Source organism: Rhodococcus sp. NPDC056516, from assembly GCF_042794655.1.
In the GTDB taxonomy this organism is placed as follows: domain Bacteria; phylum Actinomycetota; class Actinomycetes; order Mycobacteriales; family Mycobacteriaceae; genus Rhodococcus_F.
Window position 1 is genome coordinate 581,236 of the sequence record NZ_JBHTTG010000002.1, and the last position, 20,896, is coordinate 602,131.

Here is a 20,896-nt window from a genome sequence, read left to right on the forward strand (position 1 = left end):
ATGTCAGGAGGAATCACGTCCGCCATCTGGTTGCTCCCCGCCCTGCCGCTGTGCGGCGCCGCTGTTCTTTTGCTGGCCGGTCGCCGCACGAACGCGTGGGGTCACCTACTCGCCTGCGTCATGGCTCTCGCGTCGTTCGTCGTGGCAGTAGTATTTTTCATCGCGATGCTCGGCCGCGACACCGCCGACCGCACCGTTACCGAGCACCTGTTCAGTTGGGTCCCGGTCGACAGTCTTCAAGTCGAGTTCGGACTACAGCTTGACCAACTGTCGATGTGTTTCGTCCTGCTCATCACGGGTGTGGGTTCGCTGATCCACATCTACTCCGTCGGCTACATGGCGCACGACCCCGAGCGTCGTAAGTTCTTCGCGTACCTCAATCTATTCCTGGCAGCGATGCTGCTCCTGGTGCTCGCCGACAATTTCCTCGGACTCTACGTCGGCTGGGAAGGCGTCGGTCTGGCGTCGTACCTGCTCATCGGATTCTGGCAGCACAAGCCCTCGGCGGCGACCGCGGCGAAGAAAGCATTTGTCGTCAATCGTGTCGGCGACATCGGCTTGATGATCGCAATGATGTTGATGTTCAGCACATTCGGATCGCTCTCGTTCAGCAAGGTCTTCGGCGACGCATCGGGCGCAAGCGAAGGTATCCTGACGGCGATCGGTCTGATGCTCCTCCTCGCTGCGTGCGCGAAGTCGGCGCAGGTGCCGCTGCAGTCGTGGCTCGGCGACGCGATGGAGGGCCCCACCCCTGTATCGGCACTGATCCACGCCGCCACGATGGTCACTGCCGGTGTGTACCTGATCGTGCGCTCGAATCCGATCTTCGATCTCGCACCCGACGCTCAGCTCGTGGTTGTCATCGTCGGTGCAGTGACGCTCTTGTTCGGTGCGATCATCGGCTGCGCGAAAGACGACATCAAGAAAGCGCTCGCCGCATCGACCATGAGTCAGATCGGATACATGGTCCTGGCCGCGGGTCTCGGGCCGGCCGGGTATGCCTTCGCGATTTTGCACCTCATCACCCACGGATTCTTCAAGGCGGGTCTGTTCCTCGGCGCAGGTTCGGTGATGCACGCGATGAACGACGAAACCGACATGCGGCGCTACGGCGGACTCCGAGCGTTCATGCCACTGACTTTTGTCACCTTCGGACTCGGTTACCTTGCCATCATCGGTGTTCCGCCGTTCGCAGGGTTCTTCTCCAAGGACAAGATCATCGAAGTTGCAATCGGCGAGGGCGGCGTGAAGGGTGTCGTGCTGGGCCTTGTCACCCTGTTGGGCGCAGCGCTCACTGCCTTCTACATGAGCCGTGTGATGCTGATGACCTTCTTCGGGAAGGCCCGCTGGGAAGACCAGAAACCTCACGAATCTCCCGCGGTGATGACATCTCCGATGATCATCTTGGCGGTGGGGTCCGTCGGGGCCGGCATGCTCCTGACCATCGGGTCCAGCTTGCAGAACTGGCTCGAACCGGTAGTCGGCTCCCATCACGTCGAACCGCCCATACCAGCATGGTCCATCACCGCGCTGGCGCTGCTCGCAGTTGCCGCGGGCGTCGCGATTGCTTACCGCGAGTACGCCACCCGCGAGATTCCACTCGCGCCGCCGACTCCGGCCTCCCCGTTGACCGTTGCGGCTCGCCACGATCTCTACGGCGATGCCTTCAACGAGGCGGTGTTCATGAAGCCCGGTCGACAACTCACCAAGTCGTTGGAAGTGGTCGACACCAAGGGAATAGGCGGCGTGGTGGGCAGCTTTGCGGTGGTAGTCACCGGGTTGTCTGCGCTCACGCGGAAGCTGCAGACCGGGTTTGTTCGCTCGTACGCGCTGGTGATGTTTGTCGGAGCAACACTCGTGGTCGCGACAATGATGGCGGTGACACTGTGGTGATCGAAGCGGCGGTGAGCGACTCTGTGACAAATGCCGGCTTCCCTGCGCTGACGGTGCTCTGGCTGCTTCCGCTCATCGGAGCGGGTGTTGTCCTCGCCCTACCGGCACGGTCGTACCAATTTGCCAAGTCTCTCGCGTTGACTGTGTCCGTGGCGGTCCTGGTGGTCGCCGCCGTTCTCGGAGTTGCGTTCGACCGCGGCGGCGAACAATTTCAGTTTGTCGAAAGCCACAGCTGGATACCGGCTTTCGGTACCAGCTACACACTTGGACTCGACGGGATCGCTCTCGTTCTGGTTCTTCTCACCGCCGTGCTGGTTCCATTACTTCTGATCGCGGGCTGGAATGACGTCCCGGCAGACCCGGCATCACCCAAGAGAATGCCGCACACCTACTTCGCCCTGATCCTTGTTGTCGAGTCCATGGTGATGATTTCGTTCAGCGCCTTGGACATTCTCTTGTTCTACATTTTCTTCGAGGCGATGCTGATACCGATGTATTTCCTCATCGGCGGGTTCGGTGGAGTGGGTAGATCTCGCGCCGCCGTGAAGTTTCTGCTCTACAACCTCCTCGGTGGCCTGGTCATGCTCGCTGCCGTCATCGGTCTGTACGTGGTCACCACTCGCGACGAGAGTCCCTTCACCAGCGGTACTTTCGACTTCCGGGCGATCGCCTCAGCGGCAAGCAGCGGTGAACTCGGCGTGGGCCCCGGGGTGCTCAACGCCTTGTTCCTCGGATTCATGTTCGCGTTCGCGGTGAAAGCACCTCTCTGGCCGTTGCACAGTTGGTTGCCCGACTCCGCGGTCGAATCGACTCCGTCGACAGCGGTGTTGATGATGGCGGTCGTGGACAAGGTGGGCACCTTCGCGATGATTCGGTACTGCCTTCAACTGTTCCCGGAGTCGTCGTCGACTTTTGCACCGTGGATCATCACGCTCGCCGTGATCGGGATCGTCTACGGGGCGATACTGGCGATCGCGCAAACAGACGTGATGAGACTGATCGCCTACACGTCGATCTCACACTTCGGCTTCATCATTCTCGGAATCTTCGCGATGACCAGCCAGAGCCAGGCGGGTTCCGCGCTGTACATGGTCAATCACGGAGTCTCCACTGCGGCACTGTTCTTGATCGCGGGATTCCTCGTCTCACAGCGAGGTACTCGATCGATCGCAGCGTACGGCGGCGTCCAGAAAGTCGCACCCGTCCTGGCAGGCACATTCCTCGTAGCGGGGTTGGCAACGCTGTCGCTGCCGGGTCTGGCTCCGTTCATCAGTGAGTTCCTGGTGCTGATCGGAACGTACTCGCGCTACCACGTGGCCGCTATCGCAGCCACCGCCGCGCTCGTGCTGTCCGCGATCTACATCCTCTGGCTCTATCAGCGCATGATGGGCGGCCCCGTGAAGGAAGGACAGGGAACGATCCGCGACCTCGCTCGACGCGAACTCGTGGTGGTCGCCCCTCTGATCGCTCTCCTGCTGCTACTGGGCATCTACCCCAAACCTGCCTTGGACATCATCACTCCTGCAGTGAGTCACACAGCGGTCGACGAGGCGCCGACCCCGCTCGTCGCCGACCACGAAGGAGGTGCCCACAAATGAGTTCCTTCAACGACGTGACCGTCCTCGGCTCAGCCGGCACGGCGTCACCCAGTGTCGAATACAGCCTGCTCTCGCCGATGTTGATCGTGTTCGGTGTTGCGATTGTGGGCGTACTCATCGAGGCATTTGCACCCCGGCGTCTTCGATACCCCGTGCAACTCGTCCTCGGTGTCGCAGGCTTGGCGGCCGCATTCGTGGCGGTGCTTCTGCTCGCCGGCACGCGGTCGACGGCGATGATGGGTTCTGTAGCGGTCGACGGTCCGACCCTTTTCCTGCAGGCCACGATCCTTCTCGTGTCGATCCCCGCGGTACTGCTGATCGCCGAGCGCGGCTCGGGCAACACCGCCGAGGTGATCGCGCAACACGACGCGCTCGGCAGTTTCACCCCTCAAGCGTCGAGCGTCCCGGGAAGTGTTGCGGAACAAGAAGCGGTCAAAGTCGGTATCGCCCAGACCGAGGTCTTTCCGCTCACGCTCTTCGCGGTCGGCGGCATGCTCCTCTTTCCCGCTTCGAACGATCTGCTGACGATGTTCGTTGCGCTCGAAGTTTTCTCACTGCCTCTGTATCTCCTGTGCGGTCTGGCACGTCGACGTCGTCTGCTCTCCCAGGAAGCCGCGCTCAAGTACTTTCTCCTCGGGGCATTTTCGTCGGCGTTCTTCGTTTTCGGAATCGCGTTGCTGTACGGCTATGCCGGGACGGTCACACTCTCCGGTATCGCCGACGCAGCACGCATCGGGTCGGGTACCGACGCCTTCCTGTGGCTCGGGACAGCACTCGTGGCCGTGGGATTGTTGTTCAAAGTCGGTGCGGTGCCGTTCCATTCGTGGATTCCCGACGTCTATCAAGGGGCGCCGACGCCGATCACCAGTTTCATGGCGACCGCGACCAAGATCGCCGCATTCGGTGCCATCCTTCGTGTCTTCTATGTGGCCCTGCCCAACGAATACGTGAACTGGCGTCCACTGATGTGGGCGGTCGCGATACTCACGATGGTTGTCGGATCGATCGTCGCTGTGACGCAAACCGACATGAAGCGGATGCTCGCATATTCGGCCATCGCGCACACCGGATTCATTCTGACCGCTGTGGTTGCGGATTCGGACGCCGGCCTGGCCTCGGCGATGTTCTACCTTCTGGCTTACGGATTCAGCACCGTGGGCGCGTTCGCAGTCGTGAGTCTGGTTCGGGACGCAGACGGTGAGGTCGCGACGCTCTCGCGCTGGGCCGGATTGGGCCGGCGCTCACCACTGGTCGGAGTTGTGTTTGCACTGTTCCTGTTGGCTTTCGCCGGGATCCCGTTGACCAGTGGGTTCATCGGAAAGTTCGCCGTGTTCAGCGCGGCCGCCGAAGGTGGTGCCGCACCTCTCGTGATCGTCGGCGTCCTGTGCAGCGCGATCGCCGCGTACTTCTACGTGCGAGTGATCGTGTTGATGTTCTTCACCGAATCGGCCGCAGACGCTCCGACCGTCGTGGTGCCGAGTGCACTGACCAGCAGTGTGATCGGCCTCGGCGCCGGTGTCACGCTCATCCTCGGCATACTCCCCCAGCCGGCGCTCGACCTCGCCGAGCGTGCAGCGGACTTCCTACACTGAGCCGATGCGTGAATCTGATTGGGACGCCGGACTGCCGAGCACCATCCGGTCGCCATGGTTCGTGGGGTTTTCAGCGGTAGCGATTGTCCATCTGATCCTCAATGCCGCTGATGCTGCGCCCTGGGACGGGATCACCAAGGTCATGCTCGCTCCGATTCTGGCTGCCTGGGTTGTCGCCCGACGCGGACCTCGAATTGTGGCTGCGGCACTGATTGCCTGTGCTTTCGGAGATTTGTTCCTGATCTGGGAGAGCACGTTTGTCATCGGGATGGCAGCCTTCGCGATCGGTCACCTCTGCTTCATCCGATTCTTTCTCTCACACGGTGCTCTTCGGGAGATACGAAGGCGGCCATGGTTTCTGTGCGCTTACACCGTCGCTGGAATCGCTCTTGTGTCGTACACCTGGACCGGTCTCGAACCTGAACTTCGAATTGCCGTCCCCGTGTACGCCGCAATCCTGGTGGGAACTGCATCAACCGCACTGGCGTACAACACGATCACCGGTATCGGCGGCGCTCTCTTCCTCGTCTCCGACGCCCTCATCCTGCACGGTCAGGCCAACAGGTGGCAGCCTGCCGCTACGGGCATCTGGATCATGACGCTGTACATCCTCGCTCTGTTGCTTCTGACAGTCGGAGTTCTCGGTCGGAGTAATACGACAAACCGTCCATTAGCTCAGAGACTGTAAGGATCAGCAACCAGCTGGACATCTCTTCATATGACCCCGAAATCCGAGGAACAGCCGCCGCCGAGAGACGAAGAGCGGTTCACCGCCCTGTGGGACGCCTATGCCGACCGTGTGTTCGCGTACACCTACCGCCAGGTCGATCATCACAGCGCGCAGGAAGTTGTCGCCGAGACTTTCCTCGTAGCCTGGCGACGCTTGGACGAAGTTCCCGACCAGGCACTGCCCTGGCTGTTGGTGGTGGCTCGAAACACCGTGAACAACAACCGTCGCAGCGTTCGGCGCCTTGACGCGCTCACCGAGAAGATGGGACGCATCGAGCAGATTGCGGCATCGACGCCGGGCGCCGACGTCAGTGTCACCGAACGCACGGAACTGCTCGAAGCACTGGCAACACTCACCGTCACCGAACGTGAAGCCCTGCTCCTGACTGCCTGGGACGGATTGACCGCCACCGAAGCCGCGCGGGTCGCCGGGTGTTCGGTTCCGGCCATGCATGTTCGTCTCTTTCGCGCTCGGCGTCGATTGAGCGCCGGGTTGGCTTCGGAATCCGTCACCGTAATCCCGATGAACACCGCCCGACCTTGCGCTGCCGCCGAACACGGGAGTACCCCATGAGCAAAGATCTGCTGACCACGCTCGAGAAGCTGCGGCCGAGCGATACGGTATCCGCCGAACTCTGGCCCGAGAACGTCCAAGAGGCCGCCCGCGTGCGAATAATGGCTACCGAAAACAACATTGGGGCAACCAAAGCTCCACGCCGTCGCGTCGGTGCCATCGTTCTCGTCGCGGCGATCTGCGCAGCAGTGGTGGTGGGCTGCGCCGCTGCCACGGCGATGATGCCGAAACCGTTCACCGACATGCACTCGGGTTGGCAGACGATGCCGGGAATCAACGGCGGTATAGATCCGTCCACCGCCGAGCGGGTCGGGTCCATCCCCGGACCTGACGGATCCCTGTTCAGCGTCTTCGTTGCCCACGGCGCGGACGGATGGAGGTGCGTCGCCCCGGTTTTCGAGGCGTCATCCGACGTCGACAAGGTTGGACCGTCGAAATTCATCAGCCTCGGACACGGCTGCAGATCTAGCGATGACTTTCACGGCGCAGATTCATTCGGAGGCGGAGCCGGCATCATGGTTGCCGGTCCGCACGAGGCAATCTACGACGCAGGGGCGGGAGGTGCTGTCCGAGCCGAACTCCACACCGTTGACGGCAAGATCTATCCGACTGTTCTAGCCGAAGACCGCTTCTACGGTTGGATTCCATTGACGCTCACCTTCCCGCGACCAACCCTCGTCGGATATGCCGCGGACGGGACGGTCGTCGGCACCAGGTGAGCTGTCGGTACCCTCGGAAGATGACTGCACAGGCCCCGAACGAGCGCACCCCCAGCCAGTGGGAAGAGATCACTGCAGCCGACTCGACGCATTCCACACGATATGTCGAGCGTTTCCGTTCCATGAGAGCGGACGGCAAGGACATTGTCGGGGAAGCACGTTTGATCGACGCGATGCTCGGACGCGGTGGTCGGGTTCTCGATGCAGGGTGCGGGCCTGGCCGACTCGGCGGTTACCTACACGACGTCGGTCACGCGGTTGTCGGCGTCGATGTCGACCCGGTTCTCATCGCTGCCGCGGAGGAGGACCATCCCGGCCCGACGTGGCTTGTCGGCGATCTCGCCGAACTCGATCTTCCGACCCGCGGTGTCGAGGCAGATTTCGACGTCATCGTGTCGGCAGGCAACGTGATGGCATTTCTCGCCCCGTCCACCAGGCAAGCAGTACTGGCCGGATTCGCTCGTCATCTCGCTCCGAGCGGCCGAGTGGTCATCGGGTTCGGCGCCGGGCGCGGATACGAGTTCCCCGAGTTCCTTGCCGACGCGACCGCGAGTGGCCTCGAGACTGATCTGCTGCTCTCCACGTGGGATCTGCGCCCCTTCAAGGACAATTCCGAATTCCTCGTCGCGGTGTTCTCGCGCTCCTAGCCCGGCAATAGCCTTCCGCCCTGCAACCCGTCACACTGCGATCAACTCACCCTGATCGCAATCATGGCGATTGTTGTTCACTACGAACACAATTGGATCAATGCGGGTGTGGCCGAGCGGCAAGGCAGCGGTCTGCAAAACCGTCCACGCAGGTTCGACTCCTGCCATCCGCTCTCACTGCAATCCAACACCGACACCGAACCTTAAGGCTGGATCCTGCTTCGAACGAGAGTTTGAATCAGCGTTCGTAGAAGTCGACGTAATCCGAAAGATTACAAGTACTTTGACAATCGTTGAACGACAACCAGTTACGAAGACAGAACAGGAATACCCATGAAACGAGGATTATCGGTCCTCGCGATCGTAGCCATCACTGCCGCCATCGCAAGTTGCAGTTCCACCCCCGATGCTGTCGGGGTCGTCGGCGAGCCACAGACCGGGGGCCATCTCACGGTCGGCATCATCGCACCATGTGGGTTGGACAAGGCACAGACGTCCGGTTGCAATTTCACAAACGTCGAAATCGTCGACAATCTGACCGAGCAACTCCCGGACACCGGCGAAGTAGTGCCATGGTTGGCAAAGTCCTGGGATGTTTCCGAAGACGGGACCTCGTACGTCTTCCATCTCTTGGATGGTGTGACATTCAGCAACGGAGAAACGTTGGATGCAGAAGCCGTGAAGCTGAACTTCGACAATATCGTCGAACTCGGCAAGCAAGGCCGGGCTTTCCAGTCGTCTGCCTACCTGCTGGGATATCAGAGATCGACCGTCATCGACCCACGTACGGTCCAGGTGACATTCAACCAACCCAAAGCTGGTTTTCTGCAAGCCCTTTCAGAGAAGCCCCTGGGCATCATCGCCCCTGAGACGATCACCACGAAAACACCCGAGGAGCGGCTCGCCCAGGGAGTCATCGGCAGCGGCCCCTTCGTGATCAGCAATGTCGTCCAGGACCAGAAGATCGAGGTGAAGCGGCGCGACGATTACCAGTGGTCCTCGCCGAAGAACGCTCACCAGGGACCTGCGTATCTCGACGGAATCACTTTCCAAATCCTGCCCGAGAACGCGGTACGCACCGGCGCCCTTCTCAGCGACCAGATTCAGGTTGCCACCACCGTCCCGGCGAATGACTCCGAGAACATCTCGGCGCAAGGTTTCGACATCGCTTCGCGCTCGTCCGCGGGGGTGGTCTACACCTACTACGCCAACGTGAAAGACCCTGTGCTCCGCGACGAATCTGTCCGCCGCGCGATCCAATCCGGGCTCGACCGAAACGAGATCCACGACACGATCTTCGACCGGTATCAAAAGGTCCCAACCAGCATCTTGTCGTCGACTCATCCGAACTTCACGGACTTGAGCGCCGATCTTGCCTACGATCCGGACCGAGCGAGGGAGATCCTCGACAGAGCTGGATGGAAGCCAGGATCCGACGGCATACGGGAGAAGGACGGCCAGAAACTTTCCGTCAGTATCCAATTCAGCGCTTCGAGTGACAAGCCACTTCACGAACTTGCACAGCAGGAACTGAAGAAGATCGGAGTCGAGCTTCGTATCGACCAGGTAACCGCCGCCGAAATAATCACCAACCGCAATTCCGGTAACTGGCAACTGCAGTACGGAAATCTCACGAGACCCGACCCCGACGTGCTGGTGTCATCCTTCGGCCCCGGATTCAGTCTGTACTTCACCGAGGATTACGACCCCGAACTGCAAAGTTTGCTGACCGCCCAGAGCACCGAACTCGATCCGAGCCAACGCAACGAACAAACCGCTGAAATACAGCGGATCATCGTCGAGAAGGGGTACGCGTTCCCCGCCACCGAAGGCAGCCAGACCCAAGCCGCCGGACCGAAGGTGCACGGGCTTGCCTTCCAAGCACCGTGGTGGCCGTCCTACGTGGATGCATGGATCGAGAAGTAGTGAAGTCGAAATGACGCAGATCGATTCTCGCGCAGTCACCGAATTTCCCACCGCCGGGCACTTCGGTACATATCTTGCACGGTCCGACGGCAACCAGATCTTCGGACTTCGCCCCAACCCCATCGACGGCGATCCGTCTTCGATCGGGTTGGGGGTGCCGTCCACACTCGACGCGCCGTCGCGCCTGACAAGACCGCTGGTTCGTCGGAGCTATCTCCGACACGGGCCTGGAGATACACGCCGCGGTTTCGCCGCGCGTGGCGACGACCCGTATGTACCAGTCAGCTGGGATACTGCTACCGGACTGGTGGCCAACGAAATTGCAAGGGTACGTACCGAACACGGAAACGCGGCGATCTTCGGCGGCTCCTACGGATGGGGATCTGCCGGACGATTCCACCACCCGCAGTCGCAGATCCATCGCTTTCTCAATCTCGCCGGCGGATACACCGCGTCAGTCGAGTCGTACTCGTCCGCCGCGATGCAGGTCATTCTCCGTCGAGTCGCCGGAGGCTACGCAGGGGTCCTCGCATCGAATCCAACATGGGAAGAAGTGGCGCAGCATCGCAGTCTCGTTGTCGCCTTCGGAGGAATGGCCGCACACAACAGTTCCGTGAACGGCGGCGGGATAGGTGTCCATCGCAATCTCGGAGACCAGTTGACCGCCCGCCGCGCGGGAGCAGAATTCGTATTGATTTCTCCCGCCTCGGGCGACGCGCATCCAGGGCTCGAGGCAGACTGGCTTCCCGTCATCCCCGGCAGCGACGTCGCAGTCATGATGGCGCTGGCGTACGAGCTGGTTGTCTCCGGCCACCATGACCGGGAATTCCTCGATGCTCATACCGTGGGATGGCCTCAGTTCGAGGCATACTTGCTGGGGCACAGCGACGGAATACCCAAGACCCCGAAGTGGGCGGGAAGAATCTCAGGCATCGCGCCGACTACCATCGCCGAGCTGGGACGGAAGATCGTCGGCCGGAGAACGGTTTTCACCACCTCGTATTCGTTGCAACGAGCGGATCACGGCGAGCAAGCGCCCTGGATGGCGCTGACGCTGGCCGCACTGACAGGAAATCTCGGGCTTCCCGGGGGCGGTTTCGGATGTGCGTTGGGCGCATTGCACCAGGTCGGCGTACCACAGAACGGATTCAAGCCCGCATCCTTCGATCAGGGGGTTCGGCCGATCGACTCGTTTATCCCCGTGGCTCGCATCACCGACATGCTCGAAAACCCCGGCGGCACATTCGACTACGACGGCGGTCGGTACACATTTCCCGACACGAGACTGATCTACTGGGCCGGCGGTAATCCGTTTCACCACCACCAGGATCTCAACCGTCTCGTTCGTGCGTGGCAGACACCGGAGACGATCGTCGTCCACGAGCACTTCGCCAATTCGCTTGCACGACACGCTGATATTGTCCTGCCTGCAGCGACCTGGCTCGAACGTAACGATTTTGCCGCCGGCGCCGACGACCATATATCCGCGATCGTGAAGGCTGCCGAACCACCACCCGACGTGCGCACCGATTACGAGATCTTCAGCGCAATAGCCAGTCGACTCGGGTTCGGAGGAGAGTTCACCGAAAACCGCACCGCCGACGAATGGGTGCAAGAGCTGTATCGCAGGACTCGGGAGCGCGCAGCAGAGTCGGGCTTCCCAATCCCCGACTGGGACGAATTACGCCGTCGCGGAGTCATTCCCGCGCCGTCGATTCCCGCGCCGCCGGGGCCACTGCGGCTCCTGCGGGAGAATCCCGAGGCAAACCCGCTCGCGACGCCGTCCGGCATGGTCGAGATCTTTTCCGAGACGATCGATTCCTTCGGATACGATGATTGCCTCGGACACCCGGCGTGGTTCGAACCTCGTGAGTGGCTGGGATCAACGGCGCAACGTAACTATCCGTTCCATCTTCTGTCCGGACAACCGGAGAGACGCCTGCACTCGCAGTTCGACAACGGATCCCATTCACGCGCAGGAAAGATCCGTGAGCGAGAACCAATCCAGATCAATACAACGGACGCGCTCGAACGCGGTATCGCCGACGGCGACATTGTTCGCGTGTACAACGAGCGAGGTCAGGTTCTCGCGGGCGCGCAGTTGACGAAATCACTTCGCCGGTCTGTCGTTCGACTGTCGACCGGGGCATGGTACGACCCGATCGCCCCCGGAGGCCTCGACGTCCACGGGAATCCAAACGTTCTGACGGCCGATCGAGGGACGTCCCGGCTCGCGCAAGGACCCAGTGCTCACAGCGCACTCGTTCAAATCGAAAAGTACAACGAACCCCTACCTCCGATTCGGGCTTTCGAATCGATGTGGGAGATCGAGGACGGATCAGAAATCACCGATGGTCACCACTGACAACTGGAAGTCCGCCGCACAAGGAGTCGGCGTGTACGACTCAGTCGCAGACGCAATCGGAAACACTCCCCTAGTCAAACTCAACAGCGTGACCGACGGTGCAGCCGCGACGGTCTACGTGAAGCTCGAATATCTCAACCCGGGTGGGAGCGTGAAGGATCGCGCAGCGCTGGCGATGATCCGTGCGGCTGAAGCCGCAGGCGACCTACGCCCCGGTGGAACGGTGGTCGAAGGAACGTCAGGAAACACCGGCGTCGGCTTGGCAATGATCGCGGCCTCGCGTGGATACCGGACAGTTGTCGTGGTTCCCGACAAGACAAGCTCGGAGAAGATTGCTCTTCTCCGAGCGCACGGAGCAGAAGTGCGGGTGACACCAGGTGGTCGCCCTTCGCATCATCCCGAATTCGTCCGCAACATCGCTGCTCGCCTCGCTCAGGAGATTCCGGGCGGCTGGCTGGCCGGTCAGTATGACAACCCCGCCAACCCTGCTGCTCACCGCACATCCACAGGCCCGGAGATCTGGAACCAGACCTCCGGCCGGATAAGTCATTTCGTCGCGGGGATCGGCACAGGTGGAACCGTGACCGGAGCAGGCGGATATTTGAAGGAAGTGTCCGGTGGGACGGTCACCGTTATCGGAGCCGACCCGCAGCACTCCGTCTACGGTGGCGGCGACGGACGCGCCTGGCACGTGGAGGCGGTCGGCCACTTCTTGCATCCGGACACGGAGAAGGATGATTGGCCGGACTCTTACCACACCGACATCGTCGATCAGATCGAACAGATCACCGACCTCGAGGCTATCGTCACGCTTCATCGGCTGGCTCGTGAGGAGGGGCTGCTGCTGGGAGGTTCGAGCGGTATAGCGGTGGCGGCCGGGCTGAGAGCAGCGCGAATCCTCGGCGCAGAGGACGTCGTCGTCGTTATTGCACCGGATTCCGGAAGGGCTTACTTGTCGAAGTATTTCGATGACGACTGGCTCGGTCCACTTGGATTTCCCCTGTACCGCAGTGCTCCCGGCCCGGTCGTCCGCGACACACTGCAGAACCGCTACGACCTCTTTCGATACGTCCCGGCATCCGCGTCGGTCGCAGTGGCACGAGAGCTGATCGGCAATGGCGAATTGTTGCCCGTAGCGTTACAACGATCTGTCCGCGGGTCCGTTCCGGTGACCGAGATCCTGGGAATCGTAACCGTCGATGGGCTACGCGAGGCGGGCGATGCTGAACTGGCAGTCTCGCATCTCGCGCCGTCCCTACCGACGGTGGGTCTGACGGAGCCAACTTTTGCAGCTGCGCTGCGGCTCACCGGTCATATCGGGTACGTCGTTGTCGCCGATGCGGGTGCCGCCGTCGGGCTGGCCCATATCAGCGATATCAGCTGACGCACCTCACATAGCTTCCGCTCGAGCGGAACCATTGTCGTTGAAACCTCGCACCACCAAGATGCTTGCATGCCCCCGGAGCACCATGGTTCCGTTCGTGTCGCAGAACGTCCCGGTCGATGCACGAACTGCACACATCCCGCCCCTTCGCTGGAGCGCGGATGGATCGAGCGCTGCCTCAGGCTCGCACCGCAGCCCGCTCGGTGCGCAGAAATACTGGTAATGGACCACTACACCGGAGCGATGGAATTCTGCCGGTGCCGACATCCGTTCCACGGATCCTGATCGCGGCCGAATCGTCGACGTCCGCTGTCGAGCCGAGTCCCTCGGCGCCCCGGCTCGACAGCGGATCTCACACCTGAATCAGCTCAGCGAGCTCAGCAGCGGCTCGAGAAGCTTGTAGAGCTCGAAGATGCCGATGATCGTCGAAATGGAACCCATGGTGATCCTCCGTAATTCGTGAACTTTCCGTGACGTCGCGTCACAGGCAGAAAGCTAACAAACCCGGCATTCAAACGGGGACCTTGGATGTGTCCGGCAGATGAACTCCCTGCTCGCAGAATCATTTTGGTGACCAGCGTCATGCTTGTCGAGAAATAGGCCCGATCGTCACATCACCTGACACTGGCCGACGGCGACGGCGAACTTCGCCCGTCGTGGTCTCGCGATACCTGGCGCCACTTCCGCCCCATTCGACTCTTGCTTTGTGCGCTGACTCCGACTACATTTCTCCACAATAACGATACGCGTAACGAAATAACAAGACGCTCTACTGCACTGCCCGATACAACCAGTGCCACAACCCTTCCGGACTCTTGGTGGGGCGGCGCCTCGTCGCGTCCAGAAGCTCCTCACTCCCCGATCGAAAGAGAGCCCGATGACCACTGAGAGCAACTCCGGAAATCGGCAGCGACCGGTAGCAACAATTGCCAGCCTGACATTGCTGATCGCTGCGGTCGCCGCTCTCGAAAGCATCATCGTCCCCGCACTCCCCCTGGTACAGAGGGACTTCGGGGTGAGTGCCGACGTCGGGGCGTTGGCATCCGTCGCTCTGACGTTGAGCACCGTTCTCGTCACGCCGATGGCCGGCCGAATAGCCGACGTTTACGGCGCCCGTCCCACGTTGCTCGCGATCACGACCATCGTCGTCCTCGGCGGCAGTGTGTCCGCTCTCGCAACGATGTTCCCGCTATTTGTCCTCGGCCAGTTTCTCCAGGGATTTGGGCTCGGGTTGTTGCCCGTGAGCTTCGTGGTCCTGCGACGCACTCTGTCCTCGGAACAACTGAAAACTGCTACCGGATTGCTCGGTGCCGTCGTCGTCGCGGGCGGGGCTCTGGGAGTCGTGCTGGCGGGACCGGTAGCCGAAAACATCTCCCGCACAGCGATGTACGCAGTGCCGACCGCCTTCGTCCTCCTCGGCGCTCTTGCTTTTGCCGTGAGCACACCACGGGATCACAACTCGAACATCGGCGGCCGACTCGATTGGCCGGGAGCGGCCGGATTGGCCCTGGGGTTGCTGACGCTGACAGCATGGCTGGCGAGCGCGTCGAGCAACGGGTGGGGCGCACGGACGTCGATGCTGCTTGTTCTCGCTGCCGCTGCGGTGTTCTCGATCTGGGCCAGGTATCAGAGCCGGACACACGAGCCGATGGTCGACCTGACGATGATGCTGCATCGTTCGATGTGGAGCGCTGTGGTCGTCGGCGTGGTTTTCGGATTTACCTACGGCGCAGTCGTCTATCTACTTCCGCAACAACTCGCCGTACCTGCGGAGAGCGGATTCGGCCGCGGCGCGTCGACCAGTGCGATCGGATTCCTGCTGTGCATCGGCTACGGCGCAGCGGTGATCGCGTCGGTGATCTCCGGAAAGCTCGCACAACGGGTCGGCACGAAAGCCATTGCGGTAGCGGGAGTTGCCTTCCTCGGCCTGAGCGGCGCCGTCGGCGTCTTTGCTACGACAATGTGGCAGATCGTCGTCGTCCTGATCCTGGCGGGTACCGGCGTCGCCGCCGCGTCGACTGCAGTATTCGTCATCTCCGCCGACAGCGCAGCGGCAGACCGAGTCGGTGTCACCACGGCGATCATCACTATCGCCAGATCGTTGGGTTCCGCCGTCGGAACCCAGATTGCCGCCGGGATCATCGCGGGCGCGACTTCATCCGGCGGCCTTCCCCAGCACTCGGCATTCGCCACAGCTTTCGGTGTAGCGGCAATCGTTGCGATTGTCGGACTCGTTGTCGCGGTGACGATGCCGAAACCGGCGTCAACCGATGTTCAGTGGTCGTCGTCGTCCTCGTCGAAGTCCGCGACTCCGCGCTTCCAGTAGCCCGTGATCAGGTGGTCGCCCGAACTCAGGCCGAGTTCGTCGCGCACGAATCTGCGAATCGGCTTGAGACTGGTGGCCTCCCCGGAGATCCAGGCGTAGACGCGCTCGCCCTCAGGGACGGTGACCGTCCGCACTGCCTCCTCGAGCAGATCCGAGTGACCGGCTGGGACGTCGCCGCGGTGCAGCCATCGCACCTCGACGCCTTCCGGAACGGTGAGTTCGATTTCCTGCGAAGGGTCGGTGATCTCGACGAACACCCACCCAGCTGCAGCAGCGGGCATCATCTCGAGCCAACGAGCAATGGCAGGAAGGGCGGTGATGTCGCCGGCCAGCAGATAGCGGTCGTACGTCCACGGAACCACGACGCCGCCGGGCGGCCCGGCCACGTGCACCCGAGTGCCGATCGTTGCGGCCTGAGCCCAGTCAGAGGCGTACCCACCTTCGTGGAGCGCGAAGTCGAGGTCCAACTCGCCTGCTTCGGCGTCGTAGCGACGGACGGTGTACTCACGCGAAATCGGCAGCGGACGAGGCCATTTCAGGCTCAATCCGTCTCGTTCGGGCAGTCGCAAAGTGCCGTCGGCATCCGGGTAGACGAGGCGGACATGCTCGTCAGGAGCGTGCGATTCGAAGCCCGCCAACTCCGGTCCACCCAAGGTCAGACGCAACAGTCCGGTCCCGACCATTTCGCTGCGAACAACTTCGAGTTCGCGAATACCGATGGGGTACGGCACTTTTGCGCCGGTGGTTCCCGCCAGAACTTCGGCGATGGTCGCGAGGTGGTCTCCTCGGTTCATGAACTACCTTCCTTTTCCGGCGGAGCATTCCCCACCGGCACAGTGGTTTCGGAGTGATCGACTTCGTTGATCTCCGAAGTTACCCGGCGCACCGAACCCAATGCTGCCAGGAGCAGCAGGCCCAATGTCAGACCGGCGAGACCCAAGGCCAGCAGCGCAGCGCCAGGCTCGAGCCACTGCCCGAGGAACCCGGCTGCCATCGAACCGATCGCCGTACCCGTGACGGCTTGCACCATCCACAGACTGGACACGCGTCCGCGCAATTCGTCCGGCGTGTTCTGTTGAAGGACTGCAAATCTCAGAATGTCGTTGAGTGCGCGGCCAAGGCCGAAGCCGGCCAGGCCCAGGAACGATACGATCGATGCTCCCGACGCACCCAGTACCACCAGGCCGAGAGGCATCAGCGCAACAGAGATCAACATGGCGGCGCCGTTGTGGTGGACCCGTCCCGTCCAACCACTGGTAAGTGAACCGATCACAGCGCCGACAGCCGGTGCGCCGTAGAGCAGACCAAGCATGGTGGGTCCGCCGCCGAGAACCTGGTCGACGAATGCCGGCAGCAGCACCATCGGTCCGCTGACGAACATGACCAACAGTCCGCTGATCAGGATGCCGCGAATGACTGTGTGCGTGCCGGCGAATTTCACGCCGGTCACTAGAGCGCGCATCGGGCTTTCGTGACTCGTGCCCGGCGCAGGGGAAGGGCCGATGGCTTGGAACAACGTGACAGTTGCTGCGGTGGCCACCGCGGCAACAAAGTATGTCGCGGGGATGCCGCCGGAGGCGATGATCACGCCGGCGATTGCCGGCGAGATCATCGTCCCGATGTCGGTGGTCAGCGCTACCAAAGCGCCGGCCGCAGCCATCTTGTTGCGCGGCAACAACATCGGCATCAAAGCCATCAAGGCCGAGCTGCTGACACCGCCGGCCAAGCCGTCGACAGCGGCCGCGACGTAGATAACCCACATCGACGGGTGCGGCATAAGCGCATTGCACCCGAGAATGACAAAGCCGAGACCCGCAGCACTGCGGGCCAACTGGATTGTGCGTCGCCGGTCGTAACGATCAGCGAGCACGCCGCCGAACAGGCTGCCGAAGAACATGGCGATGGCCATCGCCGTGGACACTCCGGCAACCTGCAAAGTCGACCCGGTGAGCTGGTACGTCTGCGCGGGGACGGCTACGACGAGCAGTCCGATCCCGAGCAGCGAGATCAATCGTGCGCAAAAGGCGTACCTGAAGGGACGGCTGGTGCGCAAGGGTGAAACATCGATCACCAGCCCACCGAATCGAGTCATGCGAAGGTCTGGCCGATCAGGTCGAGGGTAGCCATTGCGCCGTCGTAGTCAGGACGGTAGCTGCTGGCGGGGAGCTCGAACGTCGTGCCTGCCTTGAACGACGGCAACTGCGAGTAGAGCGGATCGGTGGCAAGCTCGGCCATCGGGCGACCGGACACCGGAATGACAAAGGCGACAGGCGCATCGGCGACCTGCGAGAGCAGTTCCGGGCTGACCTCGAACGAGTCACCCGAGCCGAAGAGCTGCGGGTTGCCGGCCTTGGCCATGACGTCGTCGGCCTTGAAACCGAGCTCGGCGAGCATCGCGGGCAGCGCGGCCGTCGGCGGCACGAGGTACGGCTTGTTGCTCGAGACCGAGAGGAAGTAGACGACGTTGCCCTCGGGAACCTTGATCTTGCCCTTGACCTCTTTGACCTTGTCCTCGTACGCGCTCATCAGTGCCGGAACCTGGTCGGAACGGCCAGCGGCGTCGGCGACGATCTCGAGCTGCTTGTCCCACGCGGCGACCGTCTTGGGGACCAGGACGGTGGGTGCGATAGCAGTGAGCTGATCGTAGAGTTCCTCGGACTGAACAGAGGTGATTCCCTGTCCACCGCCGATGATCAGGTCGGGTTCAGCTGCCGCGACGGCTTCGATGTTGAGCTGCTCGCCGGCAGGCAATTCCTTGGTGCCCTGCGCCTTTGCGGCATCCGACCATGCCGGCGGGAATCCGCCCTCGAAGTTGGTGACACCGAGGACGCGAGTATCGGTGGCCACTACCGGTGCGTCCAGGGCGTACAGGTATCCGGCGAGTCCGCCGCTCAGAACCACGATGCGCTCCGCCGACGCGGGCACGGTGACCGAACCCTTCTCGGTTTCGATCACGCGGGTCGTGGGCTCTGCAGCCTTGGTCGGTTCGTCGTTCGAATCGCTACTGCAACCGATCATCGCCACGAGAGCGACAATCAGCAACCCTGCGATGGCCACGAATCGTCGCAAACTCCGTATCGCCAACGGTGGCGTGGAGGTTGTCCTACTTTCTCCTGCACTCTTCTTTCGCACTGAGCCGTCTCCCATGTGGATTCTTCAGTTTGTGACGTGACCCGGCACACGAATACCGGGGCGTTCCACTAGAGGCTGCTGGGAGCAGCACTCACCGAATATGGGTAGCCTAAACTAAGAAGCTCGACGACCGGAAATTTCACTTTCGAAATCCACCGGCGAAGAATCGCATAATCGATCAGATAGTCATGACAGCAGCGACCGTTGCCCCCAATTCATAGCATCGCTCTCGGACCGATCTGTCAACACTGCCAGCACTTTCGAGAATGTCGGCTACGCGATTCAAACCAAGTCCTTTCACGATCTTGTCCACGGAAGCGACCGCACCAGCGGTGTCGTTATTGCCGTGAACCCACAACCCGTACGGCCTGCCGTCTACCGCACCGAGGCATTGGTAGTAGGTGGTGTCGAAAAAATACTTCAAGGCGCCGGACATGTATCCGAAGTTCGCCGATGTTCCGAAGATATAACCGTCTGCACCCAATACGTCGGGCACCGTTGCAGCCAATGCCGGAATCACCTTGACTTCGACACCCTCGATATCAGGATCGTGGGCACCGGCCACAACAGCATCGAGAAGTTCATGTGTTCCAGGCGAGGGTGAGTGGTGAACCACCAAGAGCGTCTTCACCAGTCCGACACTACGGCGATTCGACGCGAACGTGCCGCAAAACCGCACCGTAGGTAGCGACGACCGTTGCCGTGAAGTAGCGGACAAATTCGAGTACACGAACGCGTCCGCCACCCACAATTTCTGTCCCCATCGACAGAAATCGTGGCGACGTAAATCGCGCAAACTTAGGCTAGCCTCAACATAGCAGATGTTCCGATCGAACTGGAAGGGTGTCCATGTCAGCACTCGCCGAAGTATCCGAATTCCCGTTGCGCAACAACCGGACTGACGATGAATCGGACTCCGTTTTCCTGCTCTCACGTAGGCAAACGTCGATCCGCACTTCGGGAGTAGTCGAAGAATTCGACTCGGCCTTCGACGCGGCTGAAGCCCTCAAAACGGGGCGTATCGACTCGGTCGTCGGCGCCCTTCCTTTTTCTTCGGAGACGCCGTCCGCCCTCACTGCGCCACTGAGTTTCACGCGAGTCAGGGGTGATCTCCATCACTCGAACATTCAGGCTCTCCCCACTGCGCGAGTTGCCGGATTCGAACCGAGCCCGCAGATCCACACCGACAGGGTCCGCGTAGCCATCGAACATCTTCGAGCAGGCGAACTCGACAAAGTTGTCCTCGCACGCTCCCTGACACTCGAGGCCGAGTCCACGATCTTCCCTGTCGCTCTGGCCGAGACACTGATTGCACTCGATCACGCGCACAACGGTTTCTGCGTCGACCTGTCCCCCGCCGGAGGAAAGTACCGCGGGCGTTCGCTGGTCGGTTCGACGCCCGAGGTTCTGATCGAAAGGCGAGGCGGCGTCGTCACCTGCCACCCTTTGGCGGGCTCGATTGCGCGCCACCCGAATTCGGATCAGGACGAGGCGAATGCCGAGCAACTCCGCGCGTCGACCAAAGATCTCGCCGAACACGCGTTTGTGGTCGACTCCATCAGCGCGATACTCGGACCACTGTGCACGTCCTTCAATGCACCCAGCGCACCGGAAATCCTTCGGACACCGCAACTGTGGCACCTCGGGACCAAGATCGAAGGAGTCCTGATCGACCCGAGCCTGACCTCGCTCGAACTCGCAATGGCGCTGCATCCGACTCCGGCTGTCTGCGGCACACCGACGGTCGCCGCACGCGAGCACATCACCGCAACCGAAGCCGATCGTGGGTTCTATGCCGGTGCCGTGGGGTGGTGCGACCGGACTGGAGACGGCGAGTGGATGGTAGCTATTCGTTGCGCCGAGATCGCAGCAGACGGCCTCTCGGCGCGGGCCTACGCCGGCGGCGGCATCGTCGCTTCTTCCGATCCTGAAACCGAACTGCGAGAGACCAGTACAAAATTCCGCACGCTACTCAGCGCGTTCGACCTCGCTGAATATCAACTCTGACAAG

At 61.5% G+C, this 20,896-nt stretch carries 17 protein-coding genes and 1 tRNA gene; 13 read left to right on the plus strand and 5 right to left on the minus strand.

Annotated features, from left to right (window positions below; translation table 11 throughout):
- The 12 genes from nuoL to ACFQ6Y_RS07815 all read left to right on the plus strand — a co-directional run bounded on the left by nuoL (position 1) and on the right by ACFQ6Y_RS07815 (position 15,753).
- Positions 1-1,893: an NADH-quinone oxidoreductase subunit L gene (gene nuoL / locus ACFQ6Y_RS07760; RefSeq protein WP_378630739.1), complete on the plus strand. Its 1,893-nt coding sequence runs from the start codon at positions 1-3 to the stop codon at positions 1,891-1,893.
- Complete coding sequence (locus ACFQ6Y_RS07765) at positions 1,887-3,491, plus strand: NADH-quinone oxidoreductase subunit M (protein ID WP_378630742.1); 1,605 nt, start codon at positions 1,887-1,889, stop codon at positions 3,489-3,491. The genes nuoL and ACFQ6Y_RS07765 overlap by 7 nt, the downstream gene beginning before the upstream one ends.
- Positions 3,488-5,083 carry an NADH-quinone oxidoreductase subunit NuoN gene (nuoN, locus tag ACFQ6Y_RS07770; RefSeq protein WP_378630744.1) on the plus strand — a complete coding sequence of 532 codons (1,596 nt, stop codon included), beginning with the start codon at positions 3,488-3,490 and terminating at the stop codon, positions 5,081-5,083. The genes ACFQ6Y_RS07765 and nuoN overlap by 4 nt, the downstream gene beginning before the upstream one ends.
- A 4-nt stretch (positions 5,084-5,087) precedes the next feature.
- The gene (locus ACFQ6Y_RS07775) at positions 5,088-5,771 is read left to right on the plus strand and encodes a lysoplasmalogenase family protein (RefSeq protein ID WP_378630747.1); all 684 of its coding nucleotides are present in this window, start codon (positions 5,088-5,090) and stop codon (positions 5,769-5,771) included.
- 30 nt (positions 5,772-5,801) lie between these two features.
- Positions 5,802-6,386, plus strand: coding sequence for an RNA polymerase sigma factor (locus ACFQ6Y_RS07780; protein WP_378630750.1), 585 nt, complete (start codon positions 5,802-5,804; stop codon positions 6,384-6,386).
- Positions 6,383-7,105 (plus strand): hypothetical protein, encoded by a 723-nt coding sequence (locus tag ACFQ6Y_RS07785; protein WP_378630753.1) that lies wholly within the window; start codon positions 6,383-6,385, stop codon positions 7,103-7,105. The genes ACFQ6Y_RS07780 and ACFQ6Y_RS07785 overlap by 4 nt, the downstream gene beginning before the upstream one ends.
- 20 nt (positions 7,106-7,125) lie before the next feature.
- Positions 7,126-7,752 (plus strand): class I SAM-dependent methyltransferase, encoded by a 627-nt coding sequence (locus ACFQ6Y_RS07790; RefSeq protein ID WP_378630756.1) that lies wholly within the window; start codon positions 7,126-7,128, stop codon positions 7,750-7,752.
- Positions 7,753-7,854: 102 nt separating this feature from the next.
- Positions 7,855-7,925, plus strand: a tRNA-Cys gene (locus ACFQ6Y_RS07795).
- A gap of 160 nt (positions 7,926-8,085) precedes the next feature.
- Positions 8,086-9,678, plus strand: a complete 1,593-nt coding sequence (locus ACFQ6Y_RS07800) for an ABC transporter substrate-binding protein (RefSeq protein ID WP_378630758.1) — start codon at positions 8,086-8,088, stop codon at positions 9,676-9,678.
- Between the two features lie 10 nt (positions 9,679-9,688).
- Positions 9,689-12,043, plus strand: coding sequence for a molybdopterin-dependent oxidoreductase (locus ACFQ6Y_RS07805; protein WP_378533508.1), 2,355 nt, complete (start codon positions 9,689-9,691; stop codon positions 12,041-12,043).
- Positions 12,030-13,427 (plus strand): PLP-dependent cysteine synthase family protein, encoded by a 1,398-nt coding sequence (locus ACFQ6Y_RS07810; protein ID WP_378630773.1) that lies wholly within the window; start codon positions 12,030-12,032, stop codon positions 13,425-13,427. The genes ACFQ6Y_RS07805 and ACFQ6Y_RS07810 overlap by 14 nt, the downstream gene beginning before the upstream one ends.
- Positions 13,428-14,304: 877 nt before the next feature.
- Positions 14,305-15,753, plus strand: a complete 1,449-nt coding sequence (locus ACFQ6Y_RS07815; protein WP_378630775.1) for an MFS transporter — start codon at positions 14,305-14,307, stop codon at positions 15,751-15,753.
- Here ACFQ6Y_RS07815 and ACFQ6Y_RS07820 read toward each other — a convergent pair.
- From ACFQ6Y_RS07820 to ACFQ6Y_RS07840, 5 genes are all read right to left on the minus strand, one after another.
- A complete protein-coding gene (locus ACFQ6Y_RS07820; protein ID WP_378630778.1) occupies positions 15,702-16,547 on the minus strand; it encodes a siderophore-interacting protein in 846 nt (281 codons plus the stop codon). The genes ACFQ6Y_RS07815 and ACFQ6Y_RS07820 overlap by 52 nt on opposite strands.
- Entirely contained in the window at positions 16,544-17,845 is a 1,302-nt protein-coding gene (entS, locus tag ACFQ6Y_RS07825; RefSeq protein ID WP_378630780.1) for an enterobactin transporter EntS, read from the minus strand. The genes ACFQ6Y_RS07820 and entS overlap by 4 nt, the downstream gene beginning before the upstream one ends.
- Complete coding sequence (locus ACFQ6Y_RS07830) at positions 17,842-18,900, minus strand: Fe2+-enterobactin ABC transporter substrate-binding protein (RefSeq protein WP_378630783.1); 1,059 nt, start codon at positions 18,898-18,900, stop codon at positions 17,842-17,844. The genes entS and ACFQ6Y_RS07830 overlap by 4 nt, the downstream gene beginning before the upstream one ends.
- 163 nt (positions 18,901-19,063) lie before the next feature.
- A complete protein-coding gene (locus ACFQ6Y_RS07835) occupies positions 19,064-19,516 on the minus strand; it encodes a flavodoxin family protein (RefSeq protein WP_378545597.1) in 453 nt (150 codons plus the stop codon).
- A gap of 10 nt (positions 19,517-19,526) precedes the next feature.
- Entirely contained in the window at positions 19,527-19,649 is a 123-nt protein-coding gene (locus ACFQ6Y_RS07840; protein WP_378545600.1) for a hypothetical protein, read from the minus strand.
- Between the two features lie 85 nt (positions 19,650-19,734).
- Between ACFQ6Y_RS07840 and ACFQ6Y_RS07845 the strand changes: the two genes are divergently transcribed.
- Positions 19,735-20,892: an isochorismate synthase MenF gene (locus ACFQ6Y_RS07845; RefSeq protein ID WP_378630785.1), complete on the plus strand. Its 1,158-nt coding sequence runs from the start codon at positions 19,735-19,737 to the stop codon at positions 20,890-20,892.
- The last annotated feature ends 4 nt before the right edge of the window (positions 20,893-20,896 follow it).

What these genes read in the sequence shown, in the direction of transcription:
- ACFQ6Y_RS07830 (WP_378630783.1), bottom strand. Translation starts at nt 18,900, where the DNA reads ATGGGAGACGGCTCAGTGCGAAAGAAGAGTGCAGGAGAAAGTAGGACA.
- ACFQ6Y_RS07820 (WP_378630778.1), bottom strand. Translation starts at nt 16,547, where the DNA reads ATGAACCGAGGAGACCACCTCGCGACCATCGCCGAAGTTCTGGCGGGA.
- ACFQ6Y_RS07815 (WP_378630775.1), top strand. Translation starts at nt 14,305, where the DNA reads ATGACCACTGAGAGCAACTCCGGAAATCGGCAGCGACCGGTAGCAACA.
- ACFQ6Y_RS07780 (WP_378630750.1), top strand. Translation starts at nt 5,802, where the DNA reads ATGACCCCGAAATCCGAGGAACAGCCGCCGCCGAGAGACGAAGAGCGG.
- nuoN (WP_378630744.1), top strand. Translation starts at nt 3,488, where the DNA reads ATGAGTTCCTTCAACGACGTGACCGTCCTCGGCTCAGCCGGCACGGCG.
- ACFQ6Y_RS07775 (WP_378630747.1), top strand. Translation starts at nt 5,088, where the DNA reads ATGCGTGAATCTGATTGGGACGCCGGACTGCCGAGCACCATCCGGTCG.
- ACFQ6Y_RS07800 (WP_378630758.1), top strand. Translation starts at nt 8,086, where the DNA reads ATGAAACGAGGATTATCGGTCCTCGCGATCGTAGCCATCACTGCCGCC.
- nuoL (WP_378630739.1), top strand. Translation starts at nt 1, where the DNA reads ATGTCAGGAGGAATCACGTCCGCCATCTGGTTGCTCCCCGCCCTGCCG.
- ACFQ6Y_RS07805 (WP_378533508.1), top strand. Translation starts at nt 9,689, where the DNA reads ATGACGCAGATCGATTCTCGCGCAGTCACCGAATTTCCCACCGCCGGG.
- ACFQ6Y_RS07840 (WP_378545600.1), bottom strand. Translation starts at nt 19,649, where the DNA reads ATGGGGACAGAAATTGTGGGTGGCGGACGCGTTCGTGTACTCGAATTT.
- entS (WP_378630780.1), bottom strand. Translation starts at nt 17,845, where the DNA reads ATGACTCGATTCGGTGGGCTGGTGATCGATGTTTCACCCTTGCGCACC.
- ACFQ6Y_RS07845 (WP_378630785.1), top strand. Translation starts at nt 19,735, where the DNA reads ATGTCAGCACTCGCCGAAGTATCCGAATTCCCGTTGCGCAACAACCGG.
- ACFQ6Y_RS07810 (WP_378630773.1), top strand. Translation starts at nt 12,030, where the DNA reads ATGGTCACCACTGACAACTGGAAGTCCGCCGCACAAGGAGTCGGCGTG.
- ACFQ6Y_RS07785 (WP_378630753.1), top strand. Translation starts at nt 6,383, where the DNA reads ATGAGCAAAGATCTGCTGACCACGCTCGAGAAGCTGCGGCCGAGCGAT.
- ACFQ6Y_RS07790 (WP_378630756.1), top strand. Translation starts at nt 7,126, where the DNA reads ATGACTGCACAGGCCCCGAACGAGCGCACCCCCAGCCAGTGGGAAGAG.